Origin of the sequence: Nostoc sp. NMS7 (assembly GCF_017115085.1) — a bacterium.
Classification (GTDB): domain Bacteria; phylum Cyanobacteriota; class Cyanobacteriia; order Cyanobacteriales; family Nostocaceae; genus Nostoc.
Genome location: NZ_JABXKJ010000259.1, coordinates 1 through 16,170, shown reverse-complemented (window position 1 = coordinate 16,170; position 16,170 = coordinate 1). Strand labels below are relative to the sequence as shown.

Annotated in this window: 15 protein-coding genes and 1 pseudogene; 5 read left to right on the top strand and 11 right to left on the bottom strand. The window is 41.9% G+C overall.

Annotated features, from left to right (window positions below):
• Window positions 1-213 precede the first annotated feature (213 nt).
• From HWQ38_RS37700 to HWQ38_RS37670, 7 genes and pseudogenes are all read right to left on the bottom strand, one after another.
• Window positions 214-1,104, bottom strand: a complete 891-nt coding sequence (locus HWQ38_RS37700) for an alpha/beta hydrolase (protein WP_292793152.1) — start codon at window positions 1,102-1,104, stop codon at window positions 214-216.
• Between the two features lie 9 nt (window positions 1,105-1,113).
• Window positions 1,114-2,100: pseudogene (locus HWQ38_RS37695) on the bottom strand (zinc-dependent alcohol dehydrogenase family protein).
• A gap of 178 nt (window positions 2,101-2,278) precedes the next feature.
• Window positions 2,279-2,728: a cupin domain-containing protein gene (locus HWQ38_RS37690; RefSeq protein ID WP_292804787.1), complete on the bottom strand. Its 450-nt coding sequence runs from the start codon at window positions 2,726-2,728 to the stop codon at window positions 2,279-2,281.
• A gap of 333 nt (window positions 2,729-3,061) precedes the next feature.
• On the bottom strand, window positions 3,062-4,225 hold the full coding sequence (gene purT / locus HWQ38_RS37685; RefSeq protein ID WP_292804784.1) for a formate-dependent phosphoribosylglycinamide formyltransferase: 1,164 nt from the start codon (window positions 4,223-4,225) through the stop codon (window positions 3,062-3,064).
• A gap of 212 nt (window positions 4,226-4,437) precedes the next feature.
• A complete protein-coding gene (locus HWQ38_RS37680) occupies window positions 4,438-4,932 on the bottom strand; it encodes a pentapeptide repeat-containing protein (RefSeq protein ID WP_292804781.1) in 495 nt (164 codons plus the stop codon).
• A 233-nt stretch (window positions 4,933-5,165) separates the two neighbouring features.
• On the bottom strand, window positions 5,166-8,477 hold the full coding sequence (gene dpdE, locus HWQ38_RS37675; RefSeq protein WP_292804778.1) for a protein DpdE: 3,312 nt from the start codon (window positions 8,475-8,477) through the stop codon (window positions 5,166-5,168).
• Between the two features lie 101 nt (window positions 8,478-8,578).
• Complete coding sequence (locus tag HWQ38_RS37670; RefSeq protein WP_292804775.1) at window positions 8,579-8,731, bottom strand: hypothetical protein; 153 nt, start codon at window positions 8,729-8,731, stop codon at window positions 8,579-8,581.
• A gap of 141 nt (window positions 8,732-8,872) precedes the next feature.
• On the opposite strand from HWQ38_RS37670, the gene HWQ38_RS37665 reads away from it, so the two are divergent.
• The 3 genes from HWQ38_RS37665 to HWQ38_RS37655 all read left to right on the top strand — a co-directional run bounded on the left by HWQ38_RS37665 (window position 8,873) and on the right by HWQ38_RS37655 (window position 10,038).
• Window positions 8,873-9,127: an RNA-binding S4 domain-containing protein gene (locus tag HWQ38_RS37665; RefSeq protein WP_292804772.1), complete on the top strand. Its 255-nt coding sequence runs from the start codon at window positions 8,873-8,875 to the stop codon at window positions 9,125-9,127.
• 47 nt (window positions 9,128-9,174) lie between these two features.
• Complete coding sequence (gene arfB / locus HWQ38_RS37660) at window positions 9,175-9,591, top strand: alternative ribosome rescue aminoacyl-tRNA hydrolase ArfB (protein WP_292804769.1); 417 nt, start codon at window positions 9,175-9,177, stop codon at window positions 9,589-9,591.
• 270 nt (window positions 9,592-9,861) lie between these two features.
• Complete coding sequence (locus HWQ38_RS37655) at window positions 9,862-10,038, top strand: hypothetical protein (RefSeq protein WP_292804766.1); 177 nt, start codon at window positions 9,862-9,864, stop codon at window positions 10,036-10,038.
• A gap of 39 nt (window positions 10,039-10,077) precedes the next feature.
• Here HWQ38_RS37655 and HWQ38_RS37650 read toward each other — a convergent pair whose 3' ends face one another.
• The 4 genes from HWQ38_RS37650 to HWQ38_RS37635 all read right to left on the bottom strand — a co-directional run bounded on the left by HWQ38_RS37650 (window position 10,078) and on the right by HWQ38_RS37635 (window position 13,158).
• Window positions 10,078-10,605 (bottom strand): GNAT family N-acetyltransferase, encoded by a 528-nt coding sequence (locus HWQ38_RS37650; protein ID WP_292804763.1) that lies wholly within the window; start codon window positions 10,603-10,605, stop codon window positions 10,078-10,080.
• A gap of 9 nt (window positions 10,606-10,614) precedes the next feature.
• The gene (locus HWQ38_RS37645; protein ID WP_292804760.1) at window positions 10,615-11,169 is read right to left on the bottom strand and encodes a pyridoxamine 5'-phosphate oxidase family protein; all 555 of its coding nucleotides are present in this window, start codon (window positions 11,167-11,169) and stop codon (window positions 10,615-10,617) included.
• 101 nt (window positions 11,170-11,270) lie between these two features.
• Window positions 11,271-11,789, bottom strand: a complete 519-nt coding sequence (locus HWQ38_RS37640) for a DUF937 domain-containing protein (protein ID WP_292804819.1) — start codon at window positions 11,787-11,789, stop codon at window positions 11,271-11,273.
• Window positions 11,790-11,910: 121 nt separating this feature from the next.
• Window positions 11,911-13,158, bottom strand: coding sequence for a bifunctional sterol desaturase/short chain dehydrogenase (locus HWQ38_RS37635; RefSeq protein WP_292804757.1), 1,248 nt, complete (start codon window positions 13,156-13,158; stop codon window positions 11,911-11,913).
• Between the two features lie 982 nt (window positions 13,159-14,140).
• Between HWQ38_RS37635 and HWQ38_RS37630 the strand changes: the two genes are divergently transcribed.
• Window positions 14,141-15,076 (top strand): bestrophin family protein, encoded by a 936-nt coding sequence (locus HWQ38_RS37630; RefSeq protein ID WP_292804754.1) that lies wholly within the window; start codon window positions 14,141-14,143, stop codon window positions 15,074-15,076.
• A 110-nt stretch (window positions 15,077-15,186) separates the two neighbouring features.
• Window positions 15,187-16,023 (top strand): alpha/beta hydrolase, encoded by an 837-nt coding sequence (locus HWQ38_RS37625; protein WP_292804751.1) that lies wholly within the window; start codon window positions 15,187-15,189, stop codon window positions 16,021-16,023.
• Window positions 16,024-16,170: the final 147 nt, after the last annotated feature.

Here is a 16,170-nt window from a genome sequence, read left to right as displayed (position 1 = left end):
AACACCTTCTGTCGCTTGCTTAGTTCCTTTGCCTAAACTTATCGGTCTAGTTTTTTCATGATGATGAGTCCTGTGGGGAGCAACGCGAAAAAGTGAGATCGTCGTGAAATGAGCTGGCGTTGCTGGGGGAGAAAAAAGAAAACTTAGTAATCTTTTGCTACTAAAAATATACTAAATATACTTAATTTATTTCTCTTCCCCAGCTTCCCCACCTCACAAAATCGTGTTGCTCCCGTCCTGTGATTGTCCAACATGAGTTGTCATAAAGCGACGGATATGATCTGCGATCGCATCTCCTTCCTCTTCTAGGGCAAAATGTCCGGTATCGAGTAAATGAAACTCAACGTCTTTGAGATCGTCCTTGTAGGGATAAGCGCCTTCGGCTGGGAAGATGTCATCATTCTTACCCCAAACAATCAGAGTAGGTGGCTGATATTTGCGAAAATACTCCTGCCATTGCAGATATAATGGTGGATTCGTGCCATAGCTATAGAGTAGCGCCAGCTGAATCTCATCGTTGCCGGGACGATCGAGGAGAGGTTGATCCATATTCCAGGTATCAGGGCTGATCGCTTCCAGATTGCGAACGCCGTTGGTATATTGCCACTTCGTTGTTTCCAAAGTGAAAAAGGATCTGAGCTTGTCAGCATTCTCAGGAGAACGGTCTTGCCAGTAGGCTTTAGCTGGGTTCCAAAATTCGCCGCGTATACCTTCCTCATAGGCATTCCCGTTTTGGACAATCAGCGCTTCCACTCGCTCTGGATATTTAGCTGCAATTCGATAGCCAATGGGAGCGCCATAATCCATTACGTAGAGGCTATATTGCTTGAGATCGATCGCCGTAATAAATTTCTCCACGATTTGGGCCAAGCGATCAAACGTGTAGTCAAACTCATCCACAGTTGGCATAGAACTGTTGCCGTAGCTCGGATAATCGGGGGCAACTAGATGGAAGCGATCGGCAAGCGCAGGTATCAGATTGCGAAACATGTGAGATGAGGTCGGAAAGCCGTGTAACAGAAGAATCGTTGGATTACTGCGGGAACCAGCTTCTCGGTAGAAGATATCTAAACCATCGATTGAGATTGTGTGAAATGTGGTCATGACTTTATCTCATATTGCAATGTCGATTACGATTTTGCCGACCGATGTGCCTTGCTCTACCGCATTGTGGGCATCCAGTGCGGTATCCAAAGTAAAATGGCGAGGATCAACAATTGGGCGTAGTTGACCTGCATCAGGCTACGCAGTTGGCGGATGCAGAATCTCACCATGATGACTACGCCCTTCACCATTCAGTAGAGGCAGAAGCACGAATATGCCTGAATACGTAGCAGCCTTCCGCGAGAGTGGCATCAAGGAGTGCTGACCCCAGCCGTAGCTACTAACGACATGTCCGTAAGTGCGTACTGCCTGAAATGCATCGTCTAAAGTGGAACCACCAACGGTATCGTAGACCAAATCAAATCCGTGACCGTCTGTATACATTTGTACAATCTGCTCAATTGATACACTGTGGTAGTCTATCGGCACAGCACCCAGTTGTTGCAGCATATCGTGCTTAACAGCCGAGGCAGTGGCAAACACTTTGGCACCACGCGCTTTGGCAATCTGCACAGCGACATGACCAACACCGCCAGAGCCGCCAAGTACGAGGACTTTCTGACCATCGCGTACATTAGCGCGATCGACAAGTCCTTCCCATGCAGTCAAGACCACCAAGGGTAAAGCTGCGGCTTCACGCATACTGAGGTTGGTTGGTTTTTTTGCCAGTAGATCGGGATCAACTGCGGCAAATTCAGCGAGTGAACCTTGCAGTCCACCGACTCCACCCGTCAGTCCGTAGACCTCATCACCGACTTTAAACGCGGTGACATTTTGTCCAACTGCTTCAACGACCCCAGCCAAATCGGTTCCCAGCACGGCAGGGAGTACAGGTTTGGCATGGGGCGCTTTACCTGTGCGGATTTTGCTGTCGAGCGGGTTGACACCGCTTGCCTTGATTCGCACTAGAACCTGGTTGGCAGTGGGTTCCGGTCGGGGAATTTCGGCAAAACGAAATGTTGCAGTTTGAAAATCATCTACAATCAGCGCGTGCATAGTTGGTGATGGCTTCACCTATCACCTCCTTACTTGTATATATTGTTGCTAAAACTTTCTCAATTGCAGCCCTACCCATAATGATATGAAATTTACCAGCATTCAAACTATGTGTTATGCCTGACTTCTGCACCGATTTTGTTCATTGTTCTAAGACGATTGCTATGTTCTCCTAGCATCATGCCGAGGGTAAAGTTCCAGGCGAACCCAAAATTTCGTCGCCGATCTCAACGCAAATACGTTCAAACAGCTCCATATCGGGTGTTTCTTTCTCATCCAGCGTACCAATTGCTGCGATCAACCGAGCAAAGCCACTTGGCGCAGCAACGACCAACACGCGAGCTGGCTGATCGTTAAGCACAGCCACGGTGTGGGGTGTGGCAGTAGGAATGAGGAAGCTTTCACCAGCGCTCAACACAGCTTTGTTCTCACCTGCCCAAACCGTAAACTCCCCGGACAGTACATAGATTTGTTCAGAATAGCGTGTGTGGCGATGCAGGGGTATTTGTGCAGTAGGAGGGAAATAGCCTTCGAGCAGATCGTACTGACCTGCGGTAGTTGTGTGATCTGCAATGATGCTAAAGCGAGAGCCAAAAAACCAGAGAGATTGTGTGATTAAATTACTCATGTTAATTAATTGTTTGCGTAATCAGGAGCCGTCAAAAAATAATTTTTACGCTTGTTGATATTTATGAAGTTTACTGAGGAGCATCTCTAACCCAATGAATGTCTCAGCTTCAGTTTCTTTTACTGCACATTTAATAGTTACAAATTTATCGCAATATAACCTCTACCATTTGGACGTTTTAGTAGAAGTTATACAAGTCACACACTATTTAAACCATTAGACGGGATTTTAATTGAGATTGCAAGTCAAACGTAGACACTTAATTTTGGAAGTTGAAAAATTCAATTCCTGTTGAATACTTTTAGTGTCCTCATATTACTTATAATAAATCTATCAATTAATTGTGATTTTCTTGGCAGCTCTAGTAGCTTTTTCCCTAGCCTCTTGGACATTAACACCCTTCGCCAAAGCTACGCCCATTCGCCGATATGGATGAGCATTAGGTTTCCCAAATAATCTAATATCTACATCTTTTTCTGACAAAGCATTGGCTACACCACCAAAAACTATAAAATCAGATTTTTCGGAAGCTAAAATTACCGCACTAGCTGATGCTCCTAGCTGTTCTATATGAGGAATTGGCAAGTCTAAAATAGCTCGCAGATGTAGCTCAAATTCATTGAGATTTTGTGAGATTAATGTCACCATTCCCGTATCGTGAGGTCTGGGAGAAAGTTCGGAAAAAATAACTTCATCTTGAGTAATGAAAAACTCAACCCCAAAAATTCCGGCTCCTCCTAAAGCATCAGTAACTTTTCTGGCTATTTCTCTTGCTTTTAATATCTTATCTTCAGAAATTAGTGCAGGTTGCCACGATTCTTGATAATCTCCTCGTTCTTGACGATGACCAATAGGAGAACAGAAAATTGTCGGTGCATTCCACTGTTTAATTGTCAGTAAAGTTACCTCAATTTCAAACTTAATAAATTCTTCTACAATCACCTTTTGACTGTCTCCTCTAGAATTAGATATCGCATAATTCCAAGCTTTCTCAACCTCACTTTTATTCTGCACTACAGACTGACCCTTACCAGAGGATGACATGACGGGTTTAACAACATTAGGAAACCTAATTTCATCCGAAACAGCAATCAATTCTTCCAGAGTTGTTGCATAACCATATTTAGCCGTTCTGATGCCTAATTCTTGATGTGCCAGTTCCCGAATTCTGTCGCGGTTCATTGTATAGTTAGTAGCAGCCGCAGTCGGTATAACTGTAATTCCTCGCTGTTCAAATTCAATCAGTTTTTCTGTTCTGATTGCTTCAATTTCTGGTATAATAATATTTGGCTGATGTTTTTTGACTACAGCTTCTAAATCATCAGCACTGAGCATAGAAATAACTTCATAAGCATCAGCAACTTGCATCGCCGGAGCATTAACGTAGCGGTCAACAGCAATCACATAATTACCAAGACGTTGAGCTGCGATCGCAAATTCTTTACCGAGTTCTCCTGAACCTAGCAACATCAATTTTTGGGGCAACTTAATACTCATTAACTTATCCAAGTCAATATCAATTTAATAATCTTATAATTTTTTGTGTTTTAATCACCATCTTATCAAGAATTAAAGCCTCGGATCCGCTCGGCTTTAACAGTGAGCGTTCGCGCAGCGTCTCGCAGACAAGCCAAGGTTTTAACAGTAAGCGTTCGCGGAGCGTCTCGCAGAGAAGCCGAGGCTTAAACAGTGAGCGTTCGCGCAGCGTCTCACAGAGAAGCCGAACTGTTAAATCTAGCTCCGCGTACTTGTAAATCTTGACGTTGCAGATGATTTAAACCAGTACCAACACCAAGCTGACAATTATCTACTAGAGTCTCCAACCAAATAGTCTCGTTAAGAGTTGCGCCTCGTAAATCTGCATTTCTTAAGTCAGCTTTCGTAAAATTTACAAATAAGAGGTCTGCATTCACTAAACTACTAGCTTGTAGATTTGCTTCTGATAAATTTCCTCGGATGAAGTTTACACCATCTAAAATTAAACCAGATAAATCTGCTCCTATAAGAATAGGAAATTTTAGCTGATTTGGATATTGAAAAAACCGCATCATACAAATGATATTTGCTTCATTTAGTTGTATTTTAGTTAAAAAGTCATAACGAGCTATGCCCAATTGCTTGAGAATTTGTAGACGCTGTGGGGGACTTTGTTCTAAAAACTTGATGGCTCTGTGGCGTAGGTCTTGAGTAGAGATATTTAACATAATAATTAAATTTTAAAGATGTTAGATACCCGACTTCGCAAAAGTTGTCGGGTATCTAATTTAACGTGCTGCCAATAATCCTTTCGTAGCAGATTGCCTGCTAATCTCACCTGCCTTGTCAACTGGAAGTTTAACAACGTTAGAACACTCAACTCAGCTAGTACAAATCTATTGTAAACCCTAGCGATCGCTGATACATTGCCAAAGGCAAAAGAAATTATCCGCAGATAATATCACTCAAATTGCATAAGCGATCGCCCCGATACAATAATGAAACCCACAGAATCAAGCCTTAGAAGCGGCTGGCGAATTCCCTCTAGAATAGCTGCATTTAAAGCAGTTTCTATTTTCAATTCTGCCGCTAATGCATCATCCCAACTTTGCTGGTTTAGACGTAGGCGTAATTGTTCTACTCGATTGTCTAATTTCTTTTGGGCAACCTCAGCACAACTTTGGCACAAGTCAATAAAATCGGGACGATTGGAAAGTAATTCTGAAGAAGTGTTACGCACTTGATAACAAAAATTTTGCCATTTACTAGGGTCAACAAAATCATCAATAATTCCTAAGCGCTCTTTTGCCAGATTGTAATCTCGTCCTTGATTATTGTTTTTATCTTTATATGAACGTTGCAGAATACTTAAGAGCGCTTTATCCTCAACAACACGTATTTGCTCGTTGCGACCATCAACATAGATAGTTTCTATAATTGGCGGAAATAGAGCATCAACACGTCGCTGCAAGATTTTGAATTGAGAATTGTCTAGCTTGTAATCGGTTAAAACTTGTTTGACATTTTTTAAATTTGTTTCGACTACATAATTGCATTGGAAACCAAACCACTCCTTCCCTTCTTTCGCATCCCAAGATGCATCAGTGCGCCACATTGCAAAGGCTTCACCTCGGTCATCCCAGTTTATATAGTTCAAGAGTGCTTCTACAAATCCTTCCCCAATCCGAAAGAGTTTAATACCAGAATTCTGATTTGCTATCCGGCGATTATAAGTACCAAATTGGTCTAGAGAACTATCAGCAAAACGGTTTTTTAAGTCATTTATGGGAACCAAGGTACGCGTTGTCGGTTGATAACGTCGCATTTCTGATGAATCTGGGTTATTTTGTCCCCTGAATCCCAGCGCGTCACAAATCCAGCCTTCAATTGCTCGCTTAATTTCTAGATGACGAGCATCGTAATTATCTAAATCTTGAAAATACTGGGTTGCAATTTCATCGTTAGCATCAATTTCATCGAGAGTATTTTGTTCGCTAATTTTTACTATTTCCGCTTCAATTTGCTCTTGAATTGGCTGAATCATCTCTAACAATCCAGCAGCACTTGATTCAAACAAAGCTGTTTCTAATTCTGCAAGTTTCTCATCCACATAAAACTGGAGACTGGCAATTGATTGTTGAAAAATACCAAACCCATCTTTCAATACTTTATACCAAGCATTGTGAGGGCTATCTTCCATATAGGGGCCAATCAAGGCACAGGATTGGATGCCAATTTTGCTGCCGATGCGGTCAAGTCTGCCAATTCTCTGCTCTAATTGATTAGGCGACCAAGGAAGGTCAAAATGAATCAACCAGTCGGCAAACTGAAGATTACGCCCTTCTTCTCCAGAGCGATCGCATACTAGAATAAAGCAGTTGGGATTATTCTTGAACCTATTTAACCCTTCCTCAACCTTGTCTGGTGATTCCCCAAATTGATGGCTGGCTACTGTCTCTGCACCAAAAATATCAGACAAATAACGGACAATTTCGGCACAAGTTTGCACAAAACTGGTAAATACAATAAATTTGGGGAGAATATCGCCAGTAATTGGCCTGCGAATTCTCTGCTGTATTCTCGTGATGAATTCCTTTTGATTCTTCCGAACGTTTGCAGGAATTTTGAAGTATATACCTAGCTGATTCAGCAGCACTATTTGCAAATTTTCCCTGCGTTCTCCGTCTTCTTGAGGTTGACGAATAACTTTTAGTAAGGATTGCAGAATCTCTTCTTCGCCTGAGAATTTGGGAGTTGTAGTTAATAGGCGAAGATCATTTTCTTTAAACTCCTGGATCAGTTTAGAATCAGGTTTACCACTTAAACGGGCGACAATTACCTGCTCTAAAATACCTAACCAAGTACCAGAAGCTAGGAATAACAAGAGAAAAATTCGCTGATATTGCTTTTCATGGGGAGCGACACTACGCCATTGATTGATCAGTTCGTGAATATCAGGCGCTCGCTCGTCTAAATCATACTCTTCTTTCGGCGTAAAATTACGGTCAAAGATCACATCTTCTACCGCCGCGCGACGGTTGCGAAGCATTCGTCGATGTAGTCGATAGGTATCGCTGACGTGGACGCGAATCGCTTGGACGATTTGCTCTTGGTTGCTAGAATTTGCTTGTAAACAACTTTCTAAATCATCCGCCAGCTTTAGTAAATACTTATCCTCAGCAAACAGGTTTCGCAATTGCTGCAAATTGCTTTTGAGAACCAGAGGCTTGGCACCTTCTTTAAAAGAAAGCAAAAGTTTACCAATTTCCTGACGGCTTTCAACTTTGGCGCGAAAACCTGCTAAATCATCAAGTTTATAGGTTGTCGGGTCGAGCAAGTGCAACATTGCCAGAAAATCTTGCTCATGATTGAGAACTGGAGTAGCGGATAATAAAAGTAAGCGATCGCTTTTATGAGCAATATTTTTGCAAGTCTCAAAACGCTGTAGCACTGCTGCATCCTTAGAGGTTGCCATTGCTGCGATGTGATGGGCTTCATCTAAAATTAAGCAGCCTATCTTCGCTTTCAGATTGATTTTATGAATATCTTCAACCGCCAGCACCGCTACCCGTTTGGGAAAATGGGAAATGTAAAACTTGTTTTCTAACTCAGTCCGCCATTGTTTGAGCAAATATTGTGGAACTATGACCACCGCACCTTTTTTTGGCTCATCAAGAAGGAATTGACGCAGAATCGCACCCGCTTCGATGGTTTTTCCGAGTCCCACCTCGTCTGCTAGTAAGTAGCGTTGAATTGGGTCTTCCAGTACCCGCCGCACAACTTCAACTTGGTGAGGATAAAGATTAATATTTGCCGAAATCAGTCCCGTCATCCCGCGACTGACAGCGCGTTGCTGAATCAAGGATTTCACGAAAGCCAATCTTTTGTCGTGGAAGTAAGGCGTTTCGTGACCCTTCATCGCCAGAGTTTCGATAGGGTCAGTGTTGGGTAAATTGCAACGAACGTAAATTTCTTCTTCAGTAACAATTGCAGTTTTCTTATCTGGTAAATCAATTTGATACATTTCTGTATCTTCATCCCAGATGAAAATTCTACCAATTATCCATTTATCCTGAGTTTGGGACTTGACATAGCATCGAGCTTGTGGTTCAAGCTTGACTTGAGAGAGTGAATTTAAAGGTAAAGTTTTTTGGAGACGTTGCCCGATGGAGCAGAAATACTCAACATTTGCATTGGTATCAGATATTTCCGTAACTTTTCCGATACCCAAATAGTTATTCTGGGACTGTACCAATAAACCAAGCTTAATCATAGATCCAGTCACCTGAACACACTAAAATAACCTTCCAGACTAGTTTGTTCACCTATATCTGGCAGTTTTGTCAATCAACATTATAGATTAATAAACTGGTATTACAGTTTTTGTGAGAGCGATCGCGACGACGGGCTATTCCGTGACGCTCCACCACAGCCAATTAGTAAAAGTTTACCTAAGCAACCCATGCCTTCTAGATGTGGCTTTGTCTCGTGTCTCGTTCCCAGTCTCCGACTGGGAATGTCCCTCATTGAGGCTCTGCCTCCCCTACTCGCACAAGAATCGCAATGAGCAGCATTTCTAGCCTCTGGCTATAAACAAAGTTTTAAAAGAGTTTTGGCTTTGGCTTGATAACGCCACGATACAATTAAGAATATATACCTTTATTTACGATGAAGAAAATCAGAGACAACACAATTAAATTAAATCAATTTTTAAAGTTGATGGGTATAGTGCCAACTGGAGGGCAAGCCAAACTGATGATTCAAGGTGGTAATGTCCAAGTAAACGGTATGCTGGAAACTCGACGAGGACGGCTACTAGTACCGGGTGATAAAGTGACAATAGAAGGACAGACATTAGAGGTGAATTTGAACAACAATGAAGACCAAGACGTAGTAATAGATTTTACCGAACAACCCGAGTAAAGGATTTTTATCCCAAATTGAAAAGTTATTCTTTTGCCTTGTGAGTAATGCTGCAAATTTCCAACAAAGTTATTATCCCCCAGAGTGATCTTGAAATTAGCGCGATTCGTTCGCAAGGAGCGGGAGGCCAAAATGTGAATAAGGTTTCCACTGCGATTCACTTGCGCTTCGATATTGTGGCTTCATCATTACCAGATTATTATAAACAACAGCTTTTAAATCTGAATGATCGACGCATCACCCAAGAAGGAGTTGTGGTAATCAAAGCCCAAGAACACCGAAGCCAAGAGAACAATCGGGAGTCAGCCTTGAGACGACTTCAAGAACTGATTCAAAGCGCAGTCGTAGTCACGAGAAAACGCAAACCCACTAAACCGACTCGCAGTTCTCAAAAAAAGCGCCTTGATTACAAAAGTAAGCGCGGACAGGTAAAATCTAACAGAGGGCAAGTGACAGATTGTTAAAAATTCATAATTCATAATTCATAATTGATAATTCATGATTATGTAATAGAAAGGGGATTTAAACCCAACTAAAGCAGGACTGCTTGGTAGAAGCAGGAGAATCAAACCCTTTTTAATTATGAATTAGGTTGATTTATAGATTAAATTTTGGCAGTCAACTTGGTTAAAAATCTAACCAGAGAACTAAGACTAATTCCTTCTATTGACTCTGGTCGAGTTCATGGCTTAGTTGGTTAGCTTGAAAATAGAAACTATTAGAGGTGAAAAAAGATGAATAAGACATTACTAACGATTTTGATATTTGCACTCTTACTCTTATTCATTATCTCTCCCTTTGCTGCCCTTGCTAGTTTAATGCTGCTAGTGTTAGTTTCGGCATTTTTCTCTTTACTAGCGAACTTGTTCCAAGCAATAATTGGTGGTGACACCAACCCTAAAAGGTCTTAAAAATTAGGCGGTGCGTTAGGATGAACGCCATAACCTACCCTAGAAGCGACGAACTTTGAGCTTAAAATCAATTTTCATCTTGAAATAGATGCCACCAACTCGGTTGATTATTTCACTGTCAGCAAGAACTTTCCAGCCAAATCGTTTATATAAACCCACGGCTGGATTTATCGCTCTGGTACTAAGTGATATTGATGGATAAGATGTTTTGGTTGCTGCTAACAAATGTGTGAGTAACTGCGTTCCTATACCATTATTTCTATGTTGGGGAAGAATTGCTATTGCTAGTTCAGGAGTGCGATCATCAACATAACCATATCCTTTATTTTCACCTGTCAATAAACGCAGCCATGCGGCTCCTACTGGCTGATTACTACTTTTTAGAATAGCGACGAAGCCACTATCATCTTTACGTCCCCAATTGCTAACATATTTTGCCAAATCAGGATTATTCATTGCATCCTGCACTGTCAAATTACCTTCTTCTACCAGATGGGCTGCTTCATAAAGCATTTGCCAAAGAAAAGGCTCATCTTCTTGTGTGAGTGGACGAATAAAATAATCCATGAGTCAAATTTATGGTAATTTACTCAGTGGTGTGGCTAAACCGTCAATGCTGACGAGATTTCTCTGCTGTTGAAATTCTCGAACTCCCTCTTCGCCTTTTTTACTAGCCCAGTTTACTAGAGTTTGGCGCTGACCTCGATATTCATAGAGTGGTACGCCAAAACCACAGGAAGTCTGTATTTTTTCAATATCAGCAACGATAATTTGACGAGTTCCAGGCATCGGCAAAAACAGAGAGTAGAGGGAGTTCCAGTCTGGAGAACTCGGTAAAATCGTCTTTCCTTGACCGTAAAGACGCAAGATACACGCGGGTTCTTCAAAGGCGCAAAACATGAAGGTTATCCGCCCATTTTCTTGCAAATGGGCTGATGTTTCGTTACCACTGCCTGTAAGGTCTACATAACCTACTCGGTGGGGAGAGAAGACGCGAAAGCAGCCTAAACCTTTAGGAGACAGGTTAACATGACCTGTAGAACTCAAGGGTGCAGAGCCAACAAAGAAAAGGTGTTGGGCTGCAATAAAGTCTTGCAGTTCCTCAGTAATACAGTCAAAAAATTTAGACATAGACTGTCTGATTTATGTGGGGAGTGGGGAGTTTGGAGAGACGCGATTAATCGCGTCTGTACAGGAGTTGGGAGTTAGGAGTGGGGAAAAATATTACTATCTTATATATACCGACTAGCCATCTGGATGGCATCAGCGATATCGACATCACCATCGCCGTCAGCATCCAAAAAGGAATTCAGTACTGGATTTGTGCCAGCTTGGGGATTCTGAGCATTTGCACCTGATTGTAAAAAATTCAGCACCAAAGGTACTGCTAAAGGCAGCAATTGTTGAACTATACCAGCATCCAATCCAGTGCGCTGGGCAGCAATTTCAGCTACCTGCTGTTGTGTGTCAGGAGAAAACAGCGAATCGACGGCTTCGGGGTTAGGTGAAGTACCAGCATATTGATTCACTAGAGTTTGTGTGGCTTCATTACCATCTGTGGCTTGCTTATCTTGTAAAGCAGAACGCACTTGACCACCCACAATTGACAAAACTGATTGGATAGTAGACGGGTCTGCACCAGAACGATCGCTCAACTGCTGTACAGTGTTAACAATAGTTCCTAGTTGACCTAAGCTGCCCTGTTGATTAGGATTAGCGATCGCACCAAGAATTTGATCGAAAAGTCCCATAAGTTTGTTTTTCCCTTTATTCTTAAAAAGCTTGCCATGATGTTTTTCTACCACAATCTGATGTGCTCCAGCGTAGCCCAACCCAGGCATCGCTAGCCCCAAACCAGTACCATAACGCACTTTAACTTTTCGCTGTTCGGCTAAAAACTCGATAGTATAGCCATGTGCTAGTTTCCTTTAAGGGAAACAGCAGATAGGTAAGAGGATTTATCGTCACAATAATGTTTCGGAAGTCTCGCCGTGCCAAAAATAAGATACCACGAGCAACTTGCTGTGCAGACATCACTCCATAGGGATTGAGTTGACTCTTAAACGGGCCAAGAATTAACTTGCGAATTACACAATCCCCATCCAATCGCTTCAGGGTAACAATATCTCCTAGCGCTCGTTTGCTGAGTTCATAAAGCGGACTCAGCGCTGGAGAAACTTCCGCCTCAGAAGTATTTACCCAAATTTCCTTCGTTGCTTTTGCTTGTGGCCCGGTTACGGTTGTCAAAAATATATCCATCAACCGTAATGCTGAAAAGGTATTCACTTCATAGGAGGAGTTGATAGCCTCTGGTGTGCGGCTGGTGTAAACATTGACTCCGTGGTTGATAATTAAAATATCTACTTTCTCTAAACTATCCTTCAGATTGGCTTCATTGCCCAGCTGCCAGGGAACCACCTTCACCCCAACTTGCTCAACTAATTTTTCTGGATTAGTGGTTAATGCCACGACTTTAGCATTATTCTTGATCAGTTCAGCCGCTAACGCTTGTCCCAACGCTCCTGATGCTCCAGTTAAAGCGACGGTTTTACCCTTGAGAGACAGTCCTGTACCAAGAATTTTATCCACCAGGGGAAAAACACCACTGTAGTAAGCGTTGACATCATCAAAATGATGCCGCCAATGATAAGACCGATTCACCCACCAAATGGATGGAATTGTCTCTAAAGGTCCGGGTAGGTGGTTGTAGTCTGTATCAATTTTTCCCTGAAAATACCGCACGGACGCGCCATATAAGAAGGTGCAAGCATAAGCTACTCCCAACCATAACCCCTTATGCTGAACAATTAAGGCAATGACTACCAATACCACCAGCAGTAGACTCGACTCTAAAATATCGTGATAGAGTTGGGATTCTTGATAAACTTTCAGGGAAACTATCGATAAATCGCGGCGATAGGCGCTATGGTGCTTGTTGTGCCATTTAGCAAGCCAATTGACTTGGTGACACAAAGCATGGTAGCTGTCTCTCAAAACCTCAGCAAGTAAAAGTGAAATAAGTCCCCAAGTAGCAAACTGTAAGCTGGCATTTAGCCAAACCCAATTAATTTGTAATCTTGCTTCAATTCCCATCAAGTTTTCAGCTAGCATTTTTATCATGTTTGTCTATACTCGTTTTTCTTAATCATTCTTTATGATCATCTGATAAAGGTGCCTTAAGGTCGAATCTAGAGCAAATTAAAATACAAAATGGGGAGCAAGCCGGAAAACCAAGCTACAGCATCATTCAAACGATTGTCAGCGAAAGCTGTTCTGTCATCAAATTTTCACCGTGAGAGCATCCTACGTTATCAGGGTATACACTCAAATGTAGATAAAGGTGTCTGAGTATAAGCCCATAAGCTCCTTCTCTACCAGACGTACAGAAATGATCCACGAAATTACAGCAGTAGACTGAGTATAAGCCTATAAGCCCCTTCTCTACCAGACGCTACGCCAAGGTCGCTAACGACGGAAACCGCTAACGCTGCGCTTTTCCAAAAAGAAACTCCAGATGCGCTTAAGGCATCTGGAGTAGTAACAGGTTTCTAACATCAATCAATCTTTACCTATGCGATCGCCAGATGTCGTTGGGGTATATACTCAAATTTATTTTATGTCTGATTATCCGCCCATTTAACAGCAGGTTACTTTCTTTTATACCGATGATCTCGATGCGTCCACAGAATTCTACCAACAAAAGCTGGGCTTAAAATTCTGGCTTGACCAAGGAACCTGTCGAATTTATACTGTTAGTGGCTCTGGATACTTGGAATTGTGCCAAGCAAGCGAAATATCAACTCCTCTACGTTATTCCGTAACTCGTGCGTAAGTACTAGGAAAGTAGGATACAGTCATTGCTGGCAGCATTTCCTGTTATCTTCCCAACACTACTTGTTACAATATCCTCTTTGCCAATCCTGGTATTTCTATAGTTATTATTTTTAAAGTACCGATGTTTAATCTATAGTAATCCTAAATCATTCGTGAAAAGTTAGATCCCCGACTTCTCAAAAAAGTCGGGGATCTGGACACCGAGAATTTTCACAAATCAGATAGGATTGCTATATCAGTTGACTAAATATTCTCTTAGGGTAACTGTATGACAGCCGAAAAAATCACATGGCTACGCACAACATTACAACTTAAAGGTTCGGTGATTAAAGCAATTTATAAACATATTTTATGGTGCGGAGCTTTCGGATTTTTGATTTCTCTACTTTCCCATTTTGATGTCCCTGTATCGCAACCTATTTTAGGAAGTGTTATTCCTAGTATTGTATTAGGTTTATTGCTAGTATTTCGGACAAATACTGCTTATGAGCGATTTTGGGAAGGGAGAAAATGCTGGGGTTCTATAGTAAATAACGTCCGAAATCTAGCGCGGCAAATTTGGGTATCAATTGACGAAAATTCACCAGAAGATAAAGACAATAAAATTACAGCATTAAACTTAATGGTAGCTTTTGCTGTGACAACTAAATTACATTTGCGGGGAGAAGCAGTCAATAGCGAGTTAGAAGATTTAATGCCATCTAGTAAGTATATAAAACTGAAGATTATGAATAATCCCCCCATAGAGGTTGCCTTTTGGATAGGAGATTATTTACAGCAGCAGTATCATCGCAATTGCCTTAATAGCTACCAGTTAACATCTATGCAAGAATTATTGAATAATCTTGTTGATAATTTAGGAGCTTGCGAACGTATTTTAAAAACACCTATGCCATTAGCTTATTCGATTCATTTGAAGCAATTATTGTTACTATATTGTTTTCTGTTCCCATTTCAAATAGTGGAGAGTCTGGGTTGGTGGACAGGTTTAATTGCTGCTTTCGTTGCTTTTACAGTATTTGGCATTGAAGCCATTGGCTTGGAGATAGAAAACCCCTTTGGTTATGACCCTAATGACTTACCTCTAGATGCGATTTGCCAGACAATGAAACGCAATATTGACGATTTAATTACTCTAACTCCAAATGCGCGATCGCATCCAAGTAATTTGACTGAGCGATTGAGAAAAGAGCATCAGGTTTGAATTTTAAAGCTTGGTTATAGCTGTCAAGTCCCATCTCCTGACGCTGACCATCTTTTTTCGCAGTATTATATAAACGCGAAACTATCTCTTCACTGGCCGATATGCTCCCGATGCCTGTACGTCAAACTTTATCAAAGCCTGATATCCAACTTTCTTACTTAGAGTGGAACCAAGGTCAAGAACCTTTACTGCTATTACACGGCTTAGGCGATCATGCTCTAGTGTGGTCTAGTTTAGGAGATTACTTAGGGACAGACTACCACATAGTTGCACCAGATATGCGCGGACATGGCCAAAGTAGTAAGCCTGAGAAAGATTATAGTTTTGAAAGTGCGATCGCAGACCTCGAAGCACTCATGGATGATCTCGGATGGACTTTTGCCCATATTGTCAGTCACTCGTGGACAGGCAAATTAGCCGCCATCTGGGCAAGGCAAAACCCAAAGCGTTTGCAGAGTATAACTCTGATCGATCCGATTTTCATTTGGAAAATGCCCAGCCTTTTCAGGGTAACTTTTCCGATGTTGTATCGCTTCTTGCCTTTTCTCAAAAGCATGGGACCCTTTGCCAGTTATGAAGAAGCTGAACAACAAGCACGGCAGTTAAAGCAATATCAAGGATGGAGTTTCTTACAGCAACAAGTTTTCCAAGCAGGAATAGAACAAAAACTCGATGGTAGTTGGGGCAGCAAATTTACTATCGCCGCCCGCGACGGGATTTTTGAGGAAGTCATGCAAGTGCCTGGTTTTACAATCCCCCTTGACACCCCTGCCCTCTTTGTCCAACCAGAACAAGGTCTAAATCGCCAAAATTGGCAAATCCAACCCTACAAAACCTATCTTAAAAACCTACGTATCTGTCAAGTTCCTGGCAATCATTGGCCGTTTTTGACACAACCAGAGGCATTTAACCAAACTGTAGCAGCTTTCTTGGCAGAACACAGATAGAAAATCTGATTATTATTAGACGGGATTATCATACAGCAACAGAAGAATTAATAGGAGCGATGTCTAGGGGGATTGGGCATTGGGCATTGGGCACTTGTACTGAGCGGCGTCGAAGTAGCGAAGTCGTTGGCGCAGCCTCTGGTAGAG

Excerpts from the sequence above, each read along its gene's own strand:
- HWQ38_RS37690 (WP_292804787.1), bottom strand. The coding sequence starts at position 2,728 with ATGAGTAATTTAATCACACAATCTCTCTGGTTTTTTGGCTCTCGCTTT.
- HWQ38_RS37645 (WP_292804760.1), bottom strand. The coding sequence starts at position 11,169 with ATGTCTAAATTTTTTGACTGTATTACTGAGGAACTGCAAGACTTTATT.
- purT (WP_292804784.1), bottom strand. The coding sequence starts at position 4,225 with ATGAGTATTAAGTTGCCCCAAAAATTGATGTTGCTAGGTTCAGGAGAA.
- arfB (WP_292804769.1), top strand. The coding sequence starts at position 9,175 with ATGCTGCAAATTTCCAACAAAGTTATTATCCCCCAGAGTGATCTTGAA.
- HWQ38_RS37625 (WP_292804751.1), top strand. The coding sequence starts at position 15,187 with ATGCCTGTACGTCAAACTTTATCAAAGCCTGATATCCAACTTTCTTAC.
- HWQ38_RS37630 (WP_292804754.1), top strand. The coding sequence starts at position 14,141 with ATGACAGCCGAAAAAATCACATGGCTACGCACAACATTACAACTTAAA.
- dpdE (WP_292804778.1), bottom strand. The coding sequence starts at position 8,477 with ATGATTAAGCTTGGTTTATTGGTACAGTCCCAGAATAACTATTTGGGT.
- HWQ38_RS37650 (WP_292804763.1), bottom strand. The coding sequence starts at position 10,605 with ATGGATTATTTTATTCGTCCACTCACACAAGAAGATGAGCCTTTTCTT.
- HWQ38_RS37665 (WP_292804772.1), top strand. The coding sequence starts at position 8,873 with ATGAAGAAAATCAGAGACAACACAATTAAATTAAATCAATTTTTAAAG.
- HWQ38_RS37680 (WP_292804781.1), bottom strand. The coding sequence starts at position 4,932 with ATGTTAAATATCTCTACTCAAGACCTACGCCACAGAGCCATCAAGTTT.
- HWQ38_RS37640 (WP_292804819.1), bottom strand. The coding sequence starts at position 11,789 with ATGGGACTTTTCGATCAAATTCTTGGTGCGATCGCTAATCCTAATCAA.
- HWQ38_RS37655 (WP_292804766.1), top strand. The coding sequence starts at position 9,862 with ATGAATAAGACATTACTAACGATTTTGATATTTGCACTCTTACTCTTA.
- HWQ38_RS37635 (WP_292804757.1), bottom strand. The coding sequence starts at position 13,158 with ATGATAAAAATGCTAGCTGAAAACTTGATGGGAATTGAAGCAAGATTA.
- HWQ38_RS37700 (WP_292793152.1), bottom strand. The coding sequence starts at position 1,104 with ATGACCACATTTCACACAATCTCAATCGATGGTTTAGATATCTTCTAC.
- HWQ38_RS37670 (WP_292804775.1), bottom strand. The coding sequence starts at position 8,731 with ATGAGGGACATTCCCAGTCGGAGACTGGGAACGAGACACGAGACAAAG.